The sequence below is a fragment of the Veillonella intestinalis genome (genome assembly GCF_943192895.1).
GTDB classification, from domain to species: Bacteria; Bacillota; Negativicutes; order Veillonellales; family Veillonellaceae; genus Veillonella_A; species Veillonella_A intestinalis.
This window is the reverse complement of sequence record NZ_CALPCB010000009.1, coordinates 65,665-82,141: the sequence shown is the minus strand read 5'-3', so window position 1 is coordinate 82,141 and position 16,477 is coordinate 65,665. Positions and strand designations below refer to the sequence as shown.

Sequence of the window (16,477 nt, the reverse complement as noted above, 5' to 3'; positions counted from 1 at the left end):
TAGCATTTTATTATATCACACTTTGACTACTTTTTAGAAGTTTTACCGCTTGTACGTTCGCTCCAATGAGTCAATAATTCTTTTTCACGGCCTCGCTCAATTCCTTGGTAGTATATACGATCTTTTAGCGCAGTTGGCAAATACTGTTGCTGCACATATCCATTAGGATAATCATGAGCATATTTATATGTCACACCATGCCCTAATTTACCAGCACCACTATAATGAGCATCTCGTAAATGGGCTGGCACTTCCCCATGCTCATAATGACGTACATCATTAATAGCCGCCGCAATCGCCATATATGCACTATTACTTTTAGGCGCTAAAGCTACATACAATACAGCTTCCGACAAAATAATCTGTGCTTCTGGAAAGCCTACCAAATGGGCCGCTTGAGCCGCTGCATTCGCTACGACTAATGCTTGAGGATCAGCCAACCCTACATCTTCGGCGGCACAAATTACAATACGCCGTGCTATAAAATTGGGATCTTCGCCTGCTTCAATCATGCGTGCCAAATAATACACGGCAGCCTGCGGATCAGAGCCACGCATGCTTTTAATAAAGGCAGAAATCGTATCATAGTGATTATCCCCTTTTTTATCATAGCTATAAATACGACGACCTACTACACCTTCTAAAATGTCTAAAGTTATTTCGCCACCAGGCTCAATCATAGCACTAGCTTGTTCTAATATATTTAATGCCATACGAGCATCACCATTTACAAAGAGCCCCACTTCTCGAAGCACGTCTGGCGTAGCGGTATATTGTTGCTTGCCTAAGCCTTTTTCCTCATCAGTTAAGGCTCGCTCTAGCACCTTAACAATTGCTTCAGGCGTTAAGCTTTCCAAAGTAATCAAACGCAATCTAGATAGCAAAGGGCGATTTACTTCAAAAAAAGGATTCTCCGTAGTAGCACCGATTAAAATAATCGTGCCATCCTCTACACAAGGTAGTAACACATCTTGTTGACTTTTGTTAAAACGATGAATTTCATCTAAAAATAAAATTGTCCGTTGCTGTAGGTTCTGAATTGTCTTACGCGCCTTGTCAATAATCGTTCTAAGCTCACCAATCCCTGCATTAGTAGCATTGAGAACAACAAATTGACTATGAGTCATGGCAGCAATAATGCCAGCCAAGGTTGTTTTGCCCGTGCCAGAAGGCCCATAAAATAGCAAAGATGGAATTGTATCCTTTTCAATCATGGCCCGTAAAAAACTGCCCTTGCCTACGGCCTTTTCTTGACCATAGAAATGATCTAATGAGGTTGGTCTGAGACGGACCGCCAACGGTTCAAAGCGCTTAGGTTCATATTCAGCAAACAAACTATCCATAACTAAACACTCCTTATATGATGCAAAATATATTTTAATGTAGTATTTCAATAATATTTCAATAGCATTTCAATTCTATTATACTCTAAATTTGGATAAAAAAATAAACCGCCCTAAGGCGGCTAAAAAGAGCCCCACCATGCCGTATATGTACCGTGTTTTGATCCTGCGATAGCAGGTGGGTGCCCTCCTCGTAATCTTACTGTCCTTTGCAGGCGTAGCGCCACTACAAGAGTCCAGGCTCCCAATGTAATAGTGTTGGCTCAAAACTGCGATACCACACGCACACAGCAGGGGTGTTTCTTTACTATTATATTAACAAAATCAGCCGTTTATTTCAAGGTCTTGAAACAAACGACTGATATTTATTTAGCATATATCAAAGGACAGTAGACCTAAAAGTACTAGCTCATTTCATCCATTAAAGCCTGTAAATCACTAAGTTTTACTACCAATGAAAATTATACTAATTTTTCTTTTTCTGTATTTGTTTTAATATGAAGCTCACGAAGTTGTTTTGGTGCAACCGTGGATGGAGCCTGACTCATAAGGTCAGCCGCACTCTGCGTTTTAGGGAACGCAATTACGTCACGAATTGATTGACGTTTAGCCATAAGCATTACCAAACGGTCAAGACCAAAAGCGCAACCGCCATGTGGAGGTGCCCCAAATTGGAAAGCATCCAACATGAAGCCGAATTTGCTACGGCTTTCTTCTTCAGTAAGGCCAATCGCTTTAAATACTTTTGCTTGTACATCGGATTGGTAAATACGAAGACTACCGCCACCAATTTCAACGCCATTTAATACCATATCATAAGCAATCGCTTTAACAGATGCTGGATCAGTTTCTAATTTATCCATATCTTGTTCGCGTGGCGATGTGAATGGATGGTGCATAGCTACATAGCGTTTTTCTTCTTCATCATATTCAAACATTGGGAAATCAGTTACCCACGTGAATGCTAATTGATCTTCATCAATAAGGTTCATACGACGACCCATTTCAAGGCGAAGCTCCCCTAATGCTTTAGCTACTACTGCTGGTTTATCAGCAATCATAAGCACTAAATCACCAGGCTTAGCTTGCATTTTTTCACCAATAGCACGAATAGTATCTTCCCCTAAGAACTTCATAATCTGGGATTTAATAGTGCCATCTTCATTGAAGCAAGCCCAAGCAAGACCTTTAGCACCATATTGGTTTACATAGGTCACTAAATCATCTAACTCACGACGAGGAATGCCAGCATCACCAGGTACTACAATACCTTTAACAACACCGCCATTATCGATAACAGAACGGAATACTTTGAATTCAGTAGTCCGTACTAAATCAGTTACATCAGTGAATTCCATGCCAAAACGTAAATCTGGCTTATCAGAGCCATATTTGTCCATGGCTTCGTCCCAAGTAATGCGAGGCATTGGCACTGGCACATCAATATCCATAGCTACTTTAAATACATGTTGAATTAAACCTTCTAAGGTAGCTAAAATCTGTTCTTGATCAATGAAGCTCATTTCTAAGTCGAGCTGAGTAAATTCAGGCTGACGGTCTGCACGTAAATCTTCATCACGGAAACAACGAGCAATTTGGAAATATTTTTCATAACCAGCTACCATCAAGATTTGCTTAAAAATCTGTGGAGACTGTGGCAAGGCATAGAAAGTACCTGCATTTACACGGGAAGGTACTAAATAGTCACGAGCCCCTTCTGGTGTACTCTTAGTAAGCATTGGTGTTTCAATTTCAAGAAAATCACGAGAATCAAGGAAATCACGCATTGCTTTTGTTACACGGTGACGCAAAATTAAATTGCGTTGCATTTCTGGACGACGAAGATCCAAATAGCGATATTTTAAGCGAATATTTTCATCTACATCAATGTTGTCTTGAATATAGAATGGTGGTGTTTTCGATGCATTTAATACGCGAAGTTCTTCGCAATACATTTCATAACGACCAGTTGCTAAATTTGGATTGATAGCTTCTGCATCACGCTCAGTAATTTTACCACGTACGCAAAGTACATATTCACTACGTACATCCTCTGCTTTGTGGAATGATTCTAAATTATGATCTGGAGACGCTACGATCTGAACTACGCCAGAGCGGTCACGCAAATCAATAAAGATTAACCCACCATGGTCACGACGGCGTTCTACCCAACCGCAAAGAACAACCTCCTTGCCTACTTGTTCTTCGCTGATAGTACCGCAACCATGGGTACGGTGCAATCCCTTCATTGTTTCCATTATTGTCATCCTTTCACTAGTGAAGTTACTCGTGCCACTACATCTGATAACGACACGGTTTCTTGCTCGCTGCTTTCCATATCACGGATAATGGCTTCACCACGAGCTAATTCATCATCACCCACTATAATAACATATTTTGCATTAATTTTGTTAGCATGTTTTAACTGACTTTTCATGCTTTTTCCTTCGCCATCCATAGCCGCCGTAATATAGGCTTGATGTAAGGCATTTACCATTTTAAACCCTTCTACTTGAGCCGCTTCACCTAAAGCCACTACAAATACAGATGGATCCACTGTTTCCGCTGGCAATAAACCTTGCTTTTCAAGGGCTAATAGTAAACGTTCAATGCCCATGGCAAACCCTACTGCTGGCGTATGTGGCCCATCTAATTCTTCTACTAAGCCATCATAACGGCCACCACCAGCTACAGCACTTTGAGATCCTAATGGAGCGTACTGCACTTCAAATGCTGTTTTAGTATAGTAATCTAAACCACGTACTAAGCGAGGATTTACTACATAATTTACCTCAGCGGCAGTCAAGAATTTCTGTAATTGTGTGAAATGATCAGCACACTCATCGCAAAGATTTTCATGGATTTCAGGAGCCCCTACGGATAAGGCTTTACAAGTTTCTTCCTTGCAATCTAAAATGCGCAATGGATTTTTATATAAGCGAGATTGACAATCTTCACATAATTCTTCTTTCTTTGGTTCAAAGAAAGCAATTAATTTGTCACGATAGGCTGGACGGCAATTCGGACAACCTACAGAGTTTACTTGTACACTTAAATCTTGTAAGCCAAAATCTTTAAATAGTTGTAACACCATTAAAATAACTTCAGCATCTGTTGATGGTGCTTGCGTACCCAACACTTCCACCCCAAATTGATGGAATTGACGATAACGACCAGCTTGTGGTTTATCGTGGCGGAACATAGGTCCAATATAGAACCATTTTGTTAGATTCTCTTGACCATATACTTTATTTTCTAAATAAGCACGTACAGCTGATGCTGTATTTTCTGGACGCAAGGTATAGGTCTGTTCTTTTTTATCCCCTGTAGGGAAGGAATACATTTCCTTTTGTACTACGTCAGTGGTTTCACCAATGCCTCGTAAAAAGAGACCAGTTTCTTCGAAAATCGGTGTACGCACTTCATCAAAGCCATAGGCTTTACAAATGCGACGAATTCGATCTTCCACATAGCGCCAATTACCAATCACATTAGGCAATAAATCCTGTGTGCCTCTTGGCTTTTGAATTCCCATGATTATCCCTCCCAAAATTGTTTACATAATTGACTTCGCTTGTCTAGTAAAGTAGATAATGTATCAATATATACAGATACATCTTTTGGCATATGCTGTTGTAATTGTCGATATTCAGGGGCTCGCATCCATTTAGAGGAGCTCCCAGGTCCTACTGACAATATACTCTGCCGTTCTTCCATAATCCGTATATTATATTCACAGACTTTTCCAGGTAAGGTATAGCCAATATTTTCAGTTTGACTCGTCATATATTGTTGACGATATACATAATACGGTACATAACCAGCGGCTTCTAAGCGTTCTTTACAATATGCCACCATAGCTTGTACGGCCTTTTCCTCAGGCATAGCTTCACGCCCTACCCCTTCATACAAAGGACTGCCCCGCTTTAACGCCAATGTATGAATTGTAACATTTTCAGGCATGACCTGACAAACATAATCCATATTTTCTATCATATGCGTTTCGTTTTGATACGGTAAGCCCGCAATAAAGTCCATATTCACCTGAAAGGATGTATGTTTACGAACATAGTCATACAATTCTTTAATCGCTTGCGCTGTATGTCCACGGCCAATAGCTTTTAAAATAGAGTCTTGCATACTTTGTGGATTAATGCTAATGCGATTAACACCCCATCGCGCCATAGTTTGTAATTTATAAGGCGTTACTGAATCAGGACGTCCTGCTTCTACGGTAAATTCTAAGTCCGCCCCCGATTGCCCATACTCTCGTAATTTAGCTAATGCCGCAACGACAGTTTCAAAATCAGCTTCATTTAAACTAGTGGGCGTACCGCCCCCTAAATAAATCGTTCCTAACTGTAAGTCATAGTCCTGTAGTACCGTTTGCAAATGTTCACTATCGGTTGCAAAGGCCTCTACAAATTGTGACACTCGTTTATAATCTTGAATCAGACCATAAGGAAATGAACAATACGTACAATGAGTCTGGCAAAACGGAATACCACCATATACACTAATTAATCGATCCGCCCTGTCCGTTGGTGCCACATAAGGTCGTTGCAAGGTAGCCACTTGTTCTAATAAGGCAATCTTTGCTTCCGTCACCTCATATTGCTTACGCAAGCGATTTACGGCAGCTTCCGCGCTTCCCAATTGATCCCAAAGCTTATGAAATAACTTAGTCGGTCTAACGCCCACTAAAGTACCCCAATCACCTAAAGGTGCTAAGCCTTGATGAGTCCGTAATAGACGCAATAACTGACCACCAATTTGTAGGCGTCCTTCATTTGTATGAGAGCCACTAAAGGTCGTTTGTAACTCGCCATCATAATAAACAGCTAAGGTATACTGATTGGCCGTTTCATCGCCTTTTAAAATCCAAGCAGGCCCTTCTTTACAAGTAGTTAAGCCCGCTGCCCCACAATAATGGGCGACTACACTACCTAACGGTAAAGGGCCACTATAGGTATAGGTTAACTTATTCACCTTTTTGAGCAGCCTCAGCTTCCTCTTCTGCTTTCATTTTTTCTTGGCAATCACCACAGTACCCATACACTTTCAACTGATGGTCAATGGTTTTAAAGTTAAGCTTTTTAGCAATAATCGATTCTAATGTTTCTAACATATCATCTTCAAATTCTTTAACGCAACCACATTTTACACAAATCAAATGATGGTGGAAATGAGCAAATTCTTCATCATTTAATTCATAACGATTACGGCCATCGCCAAAATCTAAGCGTTTTAATAAATCAAGCTCGGTAAATAAATCTAAGGTGCGATAAATAGTAGCTAAGCCAATATCAGGCGCTACAGCCTTTACCAACACATACACATCTTCAGCACAGAGATGCTTTTCTTCCGCATCAATAAAAGCTTGAAGAATTGTTTGACGCTGGGTTGTCAATTTATACTTTTTGTCTTTGATACGTTCTTTTAATTTTTCTAATGTCGTGTTCATACAGTCCCATCCTTTTTGTAAAACGAATTAAAATACCAAAGCTTTGTTAGCACAATTTGTAGCATTGCTGTAAGTGGCACAGCCGTCATCATACCGATGATGCCATAAAAATAACCACCTACAAAAATGACGGTTAATATAACTAACGGATGTAATTTGATAACATGGCCCATAATTTTAGGCATGACAATCTGTCCGTCAATTAACTGAATAATTGCATAGGTAATCACCACTTTAACAACTAAAGCAGGTCCTACCAAAGATGCCAATACAATAGCTGGCACTGCACTCACAATCGGCCCAATAATGGGAATCCATTCTGCTATAGCAGCTAATAGTGCGAGCACCAAGGGATATGGCAAATCATAAATATAAGTAACAATTAAAGTAATACAAAACATATTAGTTGCTAATACAAGCTGACCTCGTAAATAGCCACCCATAGTGCGGTGAATCTGGTTAACTACATCTAATAAATATCGATTATGGGGCGGTGCAAAAATAGATAATACCTTGTTTTTTAAACGGCGCCCATCCTTTAATAAATAAAATGTCATAATCGGTACCAATAAGAATTCCAACATAGTGGTCGCAATAGAAAAAATTGCAAATATACCACGTTGAGCTAATTCCACACCATAAGCGCTGATACGAGCTAATGTATTCATTACGATAGCATCAACTTGTGGTGGCAAAGTCACCCACTGGACGGAGGTTAGATTTTGCCATAATACAATCAATTGCGATATTAAATATGGTAAGTTATTCAATAAACGAGTAAATTCTACAATAAACGGTAGAATAATAAATTGAATAACCAATGCTGTAATTAATACCACCAATAGAAAGGCTGGTAAAATAGCAAGCCATCGTGGAAACCAGGTATAACCTAAACGATGACGCATATAATCTTGAATACCATTCACAATCGGCAATAATAGTAAGGCAAAAATAAACGATACAATTAAGGGCCAAAGCACAGGAATGATGGCCCATAAAAATATGGCCGCCAGTACAATCAACACCACGCGTAACCAATACTGGGTTGATTTTTTAAACATACCCTTCACCGCCTAACGAACAAACGGATTGTAGGTCTTTTCATGACCTATAGTCGTTTCAGGCCCATGACCTGGATATACTACAGTTTCATCAGGCAAGGCATAGAGCTTAATTTTAATCGCCTCAATCAAATCATCATAACTACTACGTGGGAAGTCAGTACGACCAATGGACTCCTGAAACAAAGTATCACCTGCTAATAAAAGCCCTTCGCCATAATAGCATACCCCACCTGGGGTGTGGCCTGGCGTTTCAATAACGGTAAACTTATGGTCGCCTAAGAAAATAACATCATCTTCCTTAACTAACTTAATATCCCCGTGAACCTGTACATTAAGGCCCATAGCACTGCTCAAATTCAAATCACTATTAGTAAGGAAATCTTCGTCTCCCTTATGAATATAAACAGGTGCCTGAAACGCATCAACTACAGCTTGTACTCCACCAATATGATCACCATGACCATGGGTAAGTAGTACTGCTTCAGGAATTAAGCCTTTTTCATTAAGCACAGCTACTAATTGTTCCCCATCACCACCAGGATCGGCAACAAAACAATGATGATTAGTTTCATCTTCTAAAATATAGCAATTTGTCCCTAGAGGCCCTAAAGGCATCCGATATAATTTCATGGGCATCACTCTCCAAAATCTCTAAGAAATACCATTACAGGCTTTCTTACCTATTCATATAAAAATATTTTAAAACTGTTTTTGACTATCTAATAAAATGGTAACAGGCCCATCATTCACTAAGGACACCATCATATGTGTCTGAAATTGACCGGTTCCCACAGTTACCCCCAAATCTCTACAGCAGTTGATAAAGACTTCATATAAAGCCTCCGCTTGATCAGGCGGCGCGGCTTGATCAAAACCAGGTCGACGCCCTTTGCGAACATCACCATACAAAGTAAATTGTGATACAGCTAATAATTGGCCCCCCACATCTAATAGGGATAAATTCATCTTATCCGCCTCATCTTCAAAAATGCGAAGCTTAACAATCTTTTCAGCCAAATATTTAGCATCTGCTTCTGTATCGCCCTTGCCAACCCCTAATAAGACGAGCACACCCATCGATATAGCGCCTACTTCTCTATTAGCTACAGTAACCGCAGCCTCACTAACTCGTTGTACGACTGCTCTCATTAGCTACCTCCATTGGCACGTTGCACCGAATATACATCACGAATACGACGAATCTTTGTCATAACAAAATCCAATTCTGAAACGTCACGAATTTCAATAACTAAGCTAATATTCGCATTCTTCGTATCATCTACTTTAGCATTGATATTTACAATGTTGATTTTCATCTCCGACAAGCAGGCCATAATTTCCATAAGCATGCCCCCACGGTCATAAGCCGTAATTTCAATAGCTACATGGAAAGTTTCTCGAGTACCTACGTCCCAAGCCACTTCAATCATGCGGTCCACATCTTCTGGGGTATGACCAATATTCGGACAATCCGCTCGATGCACGGACACACCACGACCACGAGTAATATAACCTACCACTTCATCGCCTGGTACAGGATTACAACAACGTGCCATACGCACCATAACATCTGGTTCACCATTGACGAGAATACCCGTACTACTCTTACGGCGCACTGGTTCATGAGTTCGCAGCTTTTCTAACAAAGCCATCGTATCACGACGATTATCTTCTTTGGCTAATTCTCGTTTATATAAATCAACAAAACGTAGCAATACAGAATTAACAGGAATTCCGCCATAACCAACGGCCGACAATAGTTCAGTATCGCTCCCAGCATTTAAAGCTTTCGCAATTTGATCGAGACGACCTGGCTTATTTAATTCTTTCCAATCGTAATTTAACCGGCGTGCTTCTTTTTCGAGTAACTCACGACCTTTAATGACGTTTTCTTCTTTATTTTCTTTCTTAAACCAATTGCGAATCTTACTCTTACTTTCCGTAGAGCCTACAATGTTAAGCCAGTCTAAACTAGGTTTACCATTTTTAGAAGTAATAATATCAACAATATCGCCATTTTGTAAGGTGTAATCTAATGAAACAATTTTGCCATTTACTTTTGCCCCTACACAGCGATGGCCCACATCTGTATGAATACGATACGCAAAGTCTAACGGCACAGCCCCTTTTGGCAATTTTAAAACATCACCACGAGGGGTAAAGACGAAAACTTCGCCTGAAAATACATCTAATTTTAAGGCATTTACTAATTCCTTTGGATTACTAGCATCTTGCCATTCTAGCACTTGCCGTAACCAACCAACCTTCTGGTCAAAGTCCTTATCGCCATTCTTGGCACCTTCTTTATAGCGCCAATGAGCGGCTACCCCGTATTCTGAAACGCGGTGCATATCCCAAGTACGAATCTGTATTTCTACAGAATGGCCCATCGTACCAATAATGGTAGTATGCAACGATTGATACATATTAGACTTAGGCATGGCAATATAATCTTTGAAACGATAGGGCAATGGTTTCCATAAATTATGAACAATCCCTAATACAGCATAACAATCAGGAATAGTATCAACGATAACCCGAACAGCATACAAATCATAGATTTGTGATAAATCGCGATTATCTTTTTTCATCTTTTTATAAATACTATAAAAATGCTTTGGTCGCCCTTTTACATCCGCTTTAATATTCGCGTCACCTAAGGATTTTTTAAGTTGCTCCATCGTATCATTAACGATTTCTTCCCGCACATGACGCTTTTCTTGCATCTGTTCCACTAAATCATAGTATTTATCAGGTTCTAAATAGCGGAAGGATAAATCCTCTAGTTCCCATTTAATATTAAAAATACCTAAACGATGTGCTAAGGGTGCAAAAATCTCTAACGTTTCTTGAGCAATTCGTTTTTGCTTGTCACTACGCATATGCTTTAAGGTACGCATATTATGCAGTCTATCGCCCAATTTAATAACCACTACACGCACATCTTTAGCCATAGCTAAAATCATCTTGCGATAATTTTCTAGCTGTTGATCTTCCTTTGTATGGTACTGAAATTGATTTAATTTAGTAACTCCATCTACTAAAAAAGCTACATCCTTGCCAAAGGCTTCTTCGATTTGTTCTAACGTAACCTCTGTATCTTCTACTACATCATGAAGCAAAGCTGCAATCACGGTCGTCGCATCAATTTGTAAATTAGCTAAAATCGTAGCGACTGCTAGAGGATGCAAAATATACGGCTCGCCAGACGCTCGTTTTTGCGGCGCATGCGCCTTATCAGCCAGCTCAAAAGCCTGCATAATTTGGTCACATTCAGCCTCATCTAAATAAACCCTAACAATCTCCATAAGGTGGGCTAATTCAACTTCTTTATTAAACGTTGGCATGTCCACCAGCGCTTTGCCTTCTTCATTTTCAATCATATTCCCACCTCCTTAAGCACTATATTTTAAGAACGTCAGGGAAGTAATAAGTTCTAGTTTTTCCTTTACATGACACCAACGATATAATGCCATGCCTTCCTCTGTCGTTTCTTCTTGCAAAATTCCTAATTCTTTAAATACATCTAACGCTAACATCGCCTCTTTTTCAGTTTGATTCTGTGGATGGCGATGCAACACTTCTGATTCCACTATATAACGGGGTGCTGTAGCACTGCGGAAAACACTGCGCACAATAACATACATTTCACGCAACCCTTCTGCCGTTAAATGAGCTCGTTGTTCCCCTAAAAGAGCTAAATCTTGCACCATTAATTGTGGTGAAATACGACCTTGCCATTCATTCTTTTGTAAAGCAAAAGCCACTTTTATCTTTTCATCAGGAAAAACTTCTCTATGATAATCAGCCCCATGCCAGATAATCGCATCTAAAGGGCCTACTTGAGATTGCAAAATAATCTTACAATGATTCTTCTGTTGACCTAATAAAAATACATCTTGTACCGCTATAGGATTAATAGAAAATACAGGTGTACTATTACCCATACCATACGGTTCAAGGGTTTCAATTTGATCCACCAATTCCACTGTTACTTCTGCAGGGTCTAAAGGCGTATCAATATCGATAATCGGCACATAATCTTCATTCGTTAAATTCGCTTCACAATAGGCGGACAACCGCTGCCGTAAAGCAGGAATATTTTCAGCCGCAATACTAAAGCCGGCCGCTTGTTTATGACCACCAAATTGTAATAATAAATCTTCTGCTGATTTCAAGGCTTCATAAATATTACAATTGTCAATACTACGACACGAACCCTTACCTATGCCATCATGAATACTAATTACCAAGGTAGGGCGATAAAACTCCTCTACTAACCGAGAGGCTACAATTCCAATTACGCCAGGGTGCCACCCTTCACCAGCTACAACAATGACCTTATGAGCGTCCTCACCTTGATTAATTACATCAAGACGAGCTTCCTCATGAATGCCTCGCTCGATGAGTTGTCGCTCCTGATTAGTCGCTTGCAGCTCTTCCGCAATGCAATTAGCCGTAGTCTGGTCAGTGGTTACTAATAATTCAACGGCTCGCGTTGCATGCGTCACTCGACCAGCCGCATTTAATCGTGGTGCCAACGTAAAACCAATATGACCCGTGGTTAACTTGCGCCCCCCCAGACCTGCCACTTCAACTAAAGCAGCAATGCCTAAATTAGGCAACTCAGTCATTTTCTTAAGCCCTTCACGCACAATAATTCTATTCTCACCCACTAAAGGCACTACATCGGCAACCGTACCTAAGGCTACAATATCTAAATCATCCAAATAGGCTTCACCGGTGCGTTCGCGCCAAATAGCTTGGCACAATTTAAACGCAACCCCTACCCCTGATAAGTTTTTATCACCATAGGAACAGCCTGGTTGCTTATGGTTAATAACAGCCGCCGCTCTAGGTATCTCAGGCGGCGCCGTATGATGATCTGTAATAATCATCGTCAACCGATTACGAACGGCTTCAACAATATCGTAAGAGCTAATCCCACAGTCAACCGTAATCACAAGTTCTGTGCCTTGCTCGATAATATGCTCTAACGCTTCTGCATTTAAGCCATAGCCTTCACTTTGTCGCTCCGGTATATAATAACTTACATTCGCTCCACAACGTGTTAAAAAGCGATACATTAAAGATGTGGCCGTAATACCATCCACATCATAATCGCCGTATACAACAATCCGTTGTTGTTCATCAATTGCTTTTTGAATTAAGGGCACTGCTTCTGCCATGCCTTTTAAATCATATGGATTTAATAAATCATTAACTGTACCATATAAAAAATCTTGTCCAGCAGTGACTGTATCGATGCCCCGATTCACTAATAGCTTAGCCACTACAGGGTATACCCCTAAGTGACGAACTAACTCTCGTTCAACTTGTTCATCACCTGAAGCTAAGCGCCATCGTTTTGCTTTGCTCTGTCTCATATCTATCTCGTCTCACTCATATATTCAGGTATCGAATTTCAATCTCAATATTAAAAATTCTATGTTTAAAATAGTGTATTATCATTCTCAATATATTTTATTATACATCATTTACTAATTAAGTTAAACTCTTTTCTATTCTTTTTCTCAATAAGAAACATTCTTTAATGTAAAAAAAGAATGAGTGATTATCATTTTATAATCACTCATTCTAATCCATTACCTATGAAAAGAGCCTAACTTATTAGAAGCGGAAATCACGTTCTCCATGTTCCATTTGCTTAATATACTTAGCAGAGGCTTCTTTTACTTTTTCATTTTTAATTTTATGAATCTGTTCGGCAATAACAGCTTCACCTGTAGCGCGCGTTTCATCAGTAGCATAATCTAGTAAATATTCATTAAGCGTCATCAACGCATTTGGCTGACAGCAGTTATGAATCTGGCCACTCTTCGCCAAGGCCATAAAACGGTCACCCGTACGGCCTGCACGATAACAAGCCGTGCAGAAACTTGGTACATAGCCAAGTTCTAACAACCAATCTACAATTTCATCTAAACTACGACGATCACTCGTATCAAATTGGGCTGAATTATCTTCTGGTAATTCTTCTTCTTTATAGCCCCCAACGCTCGTACGAGAACCGCCACTGATTTGAGAAATACCAAGGGCTAAGCCACGTTCACGCATGCGTTGGCTTTCACGCGTAGACATAATCATGCCTGTATATGGTGTAGATACACGAATTAAAGCAACAATTTTTTCAAAAATATCATCTGGTACAGCATTGCTGAAATCATCTACATCAATATCATCAGCTGGGCAAATACGTGGCACACTGATTGTATGTGGCCCTACGCCAAATACAGCTTCCAAATGCTCTGCATGCATTAAAAGGCCAACAAAGTCATAACGATAATGTTCAAGCCCATATAATACACCAATCCCCACATCATCAATACCGCCTTTCATAGCACGGTCCATGGCTTCCGTATGGTACGCATAATTGCTCTTTGGCCCATGTGGATGAAGAGCTTCATAGTTTTCCTTATTATATGTTTCTTGGAATAATGTGTAAGTACCGATACCAGCTTCGTGAAGCTTCTTATAATCTTCCACTTCACAAGCGGCAATATTTACATTAACACGACGAATTTCACCATTTTTGTTCTTAATGCTGTAAATCGTCTTAATACATTCTAAAATGTATTCTAATGGATTATTAATTGGGTCTTCCCCAGACTCGATAACAATGCGTTTATGCCCCATAGCTTCTAACGCCAATACTTCTTCACGCACTTGTTCTTGTGTCAATTTCTTACGTGAAATGTTGCGATTTTTAGCATGATATGGGCAGTATACACAACCATTTACGCAATAGTTAGATAAATATAAAGGGGCAAATAGAACGATACGATCCCCATAAATTTTTTGTTTAATTTCTTTTGCCAGCGCAAATAGTTTTTCTTTATACTCAGGCAATGGACATTCCAATAAAACTGCCGCTTCACGATGATTTAGGCCATTGTAAGTCGCTGCCTTAGCCAAGATTTGATCTAACAATTCTCGGTTTTCCTTATTGGCCTCAGCATATGCTAAGGTATCTAAAATCTCTTCGTGATTAATAAACTCTTCCGCCTTGGAGGATTTTACATCATACATATTGATCTCCTTTACTCTACCATAGCGAAGCCCTGTGCGCTCGCCTTTCCCTAATATGAGCTACAGTAACTACCTACATTTCGATAGTCTATTCAGGTTTAGCATATTACCTATGCACTTTGCTTCTACTATATTGAATCTCTTGAATATGTATTAATTATACACCTTTTCTCCACTTTTGAAAACAGCAAGGCTACAAGATACTGCATTATTTTTACATATATAAACATAAGAATAAGTGTGGTCATACTGTTTTTACTTCCTACGAGACAAGCTCTAAAGGTCGTTGCAAACAGTATGACCACACTTCTCCCACTTATTTCATCAAGAAAAAATAATGCCCTTATCCACAGCCTTTCATTAAAAGTGGAGAAAGGGTGGCATAATTTGGGATTGAGATAAAAAAATCCCTATTAGCTGATATCTCAACTAATAGGGATTTTTAATTACTTACGCTTCTACTGGGTATACGCTAACTTTACGGTTATAACGACCAGCACGTTCGAAAGCAACTTTACCAGGAACTAATGCGAATAAAGTATCGTCTTTGCCAATACCTACATTAGTGCCAGGATGGAAATGAGTACCACGTTGACGAACGATGATGTTACCGCTTTTTACAACGGAACCATCATGGCATTTAACGCCAAGACGTTTGGATTCGCTATCGCGACCATTACGTGTACTGGATACACCTTTCTTATGTGCAAATAATTGCAAATCAAAAGTAAACATTCCGTTCACCTCCTATGTTTCACTCAGTGATACAAAATCACTATACTGTCTAGCAATTTCTTGAAGTCCAAGAACCATAGTAGCCAATATAGCCTGTCCGTTTTCAGTGATGTCCCCTTCTAAAGAAATGGTACATTCACCGGAACGATTGTTATATGTTCCTGCCTGTTGCGCAATATCTTGCAAACCTAAAATAGCCGTACAAGATAAAACGGATACAGCAGCACAAACAATATCATAGCCATGCTCATCGTACTCAGCATGTCCGCTAATATGACACTTAACAATTTGCTGTGCCTTATTGCGATTGATTTGAATCCGAATCATAGCTTATGCCTGAATGGATTCAATGCGAACTTTTGTAAATGGTTGACGATGACCTTGGCGACGACGATAGTTGGATTTTGCTTTATATTTGAAAACTAAAATCTTCTTCGCTTTACCATGTTCAAGTACTGTACCTGTTACTTTTGCACCGTCCACAAGTGGAGCGCCTACTTTAACATCACTGTCGTTAACTACAGTTAATACTTCGTCAAACGTTACAGTTTCTTCAGCAGCTGCTTCCAATTTTTCGATAGTAATTACATCGCCTTCAGCAACGCGATATTGTTTACCACCAGTTTTAATGATTGCGTACATTGTGACACCTCCTTGTTTTCGAACTCGCTGAATACGGTATTCTCTCATGCCTGATGGAATGAGGGACATTTACAAACCTCTCCATGCGGCTGCAATAGTTGGGCGTACCCAAACTACGACTAATTTATTTTACATGAAAAAACGCAGTAAGTCAACTACTTACTGCGAGTATTTAACAA

At 39.7% G+C, this 16,477-nt stretch carries 14 protein-coding genes and 1 other RNA gene; all 15 read right to left on the bottom strand.

The genetic code is table 11. The features are described from left to right. Positions 1 to 26: 26 nt before the first annotated feature. Positions 27 to 1,343, bottom strand: coding sequence for a replication-associated recombination protein A (locus tag NFR27_RS08535; protein ID WP_251441222.1), 1,317 nt, complete (start codon positions 1,341 to 1,343; stop codon positions 27 to 29). A 127-nt stretch (positions 1,344 to 1,470) separates the two neighbouring features. Beyond that, positions 1,471 to 1,643: non-coding RNA, 6S RNA (gene ssrS, locus NFR27_RS08530), on the bottom strand. Between the two features lie 161 nt (positions 1,644 to 1,804). Next, entirely contained in the window at positions 1,805 to 3,601 is a 1,797-nt protein-coding gene (gene aspS, locus NFR27_RS08525; RefSeq protein WP_251441224.1) for an aspartate--tRNA ligase, read from the bottom strand. A 5-nt stretch (positions 3,602 to 3,606) separates the two neighbouring features. Continuing rightward, on the bottom strand, positions 3,607 to 4,878 hold the full coding sequence (gene hisS, locus NFR27_RS08520) for a histidine--tRNA ligase (RefSeq protein ID WP_251441226.1): 1,272 nt from the start codon (positions 4,876 to 4,878) through the stop codon (positions 3,607 to 3,609). A 2-nt stretch (positions 4,879 to 4,880) separates the two neighbouring features. Next, positions 4,881 to 6,332 carry a coproporphyrinogen dehydrogenase HemZ gene (hemZ, locus tag NFR27_RS08515; RefSeq protein ID WP_251441228.1) on the bottom strand — a complete coding sequence of 484 codons (1,452 nt, stop codon included), beginning with the start codon at positions 6,330 to 6,332 and terminating at the stop codon, positions 4,881 to 4,883. Next, positions 6,325 to 6,807 carry a Fur family transcriptional regulator gene (locus tag NFR27_RS08510; protein WP_115311026.1) on the bottom strand — a complete coding sequence of 161 codons (483 nt, stop codon included), beginning with the start codon at positions 6,805 to 6,807 and terminating at the stop codon, positions 6,325 to 6,327. Before NFR27_RS08510 ends, hemZ begins: the two co-directional genes overlap by 8 nt. After that, positions 6,804 to 7,868, bottom strand: coding sequence for an AI-2E family transporter (locus NFR27_RS08505; RefSeq protein WP_251441230.1), 1,065 nt, complete (start codon positions 7,866 to 7,868; stop codon positions 6,804 to 6,806). The genes NFR27_RS08510 and NFR27_RS08505 overlap by 4 nt, the downstream gene beginning before the upstream one ends. A 12-nt stretch (positions 7,869 to 7,880) precedes the next feature. After that, complete coding sequence (locus NFR27_RS08500; protein WP_251441232.1) at positions 7,881 to 8,501, bottom strand: MBL fold metallo-hydrolase; 621 nt, start codon at positions 8,499 to 8,501, stop codon at positions 7,881 to 7,883. Positions 8,502 to 8,570: 69 nt separating this feature from the next. Next, positions 8,571 to 9,020: a D-aminoacyl-tRNA deacylase gene (gene dtd / locus NFR27_RS08495; RefSeq protein WP_251441234.1), complete on the bottom strand. Its 450-nt coding sequence runs from the start codon at positions 9,018 to 9,020 to the stop codon at positions 8,571 to 8,573. After that, positions 9,020 to 11,254: a RelA/SpoT family protein gene (locus NFR27_RS08490; protein WP_251441236.1), complete on the bottom strand. Its 2,235-nt coding sequence runs from the start codon at positions 11,252 to 11,254 to the stop codon at positions 9,020 to 9,022. Before NFR27_RS08490 ends, dtd begins: the two co-directional genes overlap by 1 nt. Positions 11,255 to 11,266: 12 nt before the next feature. Then, positions 11,267 to 13,258, bottom strand: coding sequence for a single-stranded-DNA-specific exonuclease RecJ (gene recJ / locus NFR27_RS08485; RefSeq protein ID WP_251441238.1), 1,992 nt, complete (start codon positions 13,256 to 13,258; stop codon positions 11,267 to 11,269). A gap of 244 nt (positions 13,259 to 13,502) precedes the next feature. Beyond that, complete coding sequence (hydG, locus tag NFR27_RS08480) at positions 13,503 to 14,921, bottom strand: [FeFe] hydrogenase H-cluster radical SAM maturase HydG (protein WP_251441240.1); 1,419 nt, start codon at positions 14,919 to 14,921, stop codon at positions 13,503 to 13,505. Positions 14,922 to 15,371: 450 nt separating this feature from the next. Beyond that, the gene (rpmA, locus tag NFR27_RS08475; RefSeq protein WP_006555123.1) at positions 15,372 to 15,656 is read right to left on the bottom strand and encodes a 50S ribosomal protein L27; all 285 of its coding nucleotides are present in this window, start codon (positions 15,654 to 15,656) and stop codon (positions 15,372 to 15,374) included. Positions 15,657 to 15,668: 12 nt separating this feature from the next. Continuing rightward, entirely contained in the window at positions 15,669 to 15,983 is a 315-nt protein-coding gene (locus NFR27_RS08470; protein WP_251441242.1) for a ribosomal-processing cysteine protease Prp, read from the bottom strand. Positions 15,984 to 15,986: 3 nt separating this feature from the next. Beyond that, the gene (gene rplU / locus NFR27_RS08465; RefSeq protein WP_115311015.1) at positions 15,987 to 16,298 is read right to left on the bottom strand and encodes a 50S ribosomal protein L21; all 312 of its coding nucleotides are present in this window, start codon (positions 16,296 to 16,298) and stop codon (positions 15,987 to 15,989) included. Between the last annotated feature and the right edge of the window lie 179 nt (positions 16,299 to 16,477).

Coding starts and splice junctions, on each gene's coding strand:
- NFR27_RS08470 (WP_251441242.1), bottom strand. CDS start 15,983: ATGATTCGGATTCAAATCAATCGCAATAAGGCACAGCAAATTGTTAAG.
- recJ (WP_251441238.1), bottom strand. CDS start 13,258: ATGAGACAGAGCAAAGCAAAACGATGGCGCTTAGCTTCAGGTGATGAA.
- NFR27_RS08490 (WP_251441236.1), bottom strand. CDS start 11,254: ATGATTGAAAATGAAGAAGGCAAAGCGCTGGTGGACATGCCAACGTTT.
- aspS (WP_251441224.1), bottom strand. CDS start 3,601: ATGGAAACAATGAAGGGATTGCACCGTACCCATGGTTGCGGTACTATC.
- hisS (WP_251441226.1), bottom strand. CDS start 4,878: ATGGGAATTCAAAAGCCAAGAGGCACACAGGATTTATTGCCTAATGTG.
- NFR27_RS08500 (WP_251441232.1), bottom strand. CDS start 8,501: ATGAAATTATATCGGATGCCTTTAGGGCCTCTAGGGACAAATTGCTAT.
- rpmA (WP_006555123.1), bottom strand. CDS start 15,656: ATGTTTACTTTTGATTTGCAATTATTTGCACATAAGAAAGGTGTATCC.
- NFR27_RS08510 (WP_115311026.1), bottom strand. CDS start 6,807: ATGAACACGACATTAGAAAAATTAAAAGAACGTATCAAAGACAAAAAG.
- dtd (WP_251441234.1), bottom strand. CDS start 9,020: ATGAGAGCAGTCGTACAACGAGTTAGTGAGGCTGCGGTTACTGTAGCT.
- NFR27_RS08535 (WP_251441222.1), bottom strand. CDS start 1,343: ATGGATAGTTTGTTTGCTGAATATGAACCTAAGCGCTTTGAACCGTTG.
- hydG (WP_251441240.1), bottom strand. CDS start 14,921: ATGTATGATGTAAAATCCTCCAAGGCGGAAGAGTTTATTAATCACGAA.
- NFR27_RS08505 (WP_251441230.1), bottom strand. CDS start 7,868: ATGTTTAAAAAATCAACCCAGTATTGGTTACGCGTGGTGTTGATTGTA.
- rplU (WP_115311015.1), bottom strand. CDS start 16,298: ATGTACGCAATCATTAAAACTGGTGGTAAACAATATCGCGTTGCTGAA.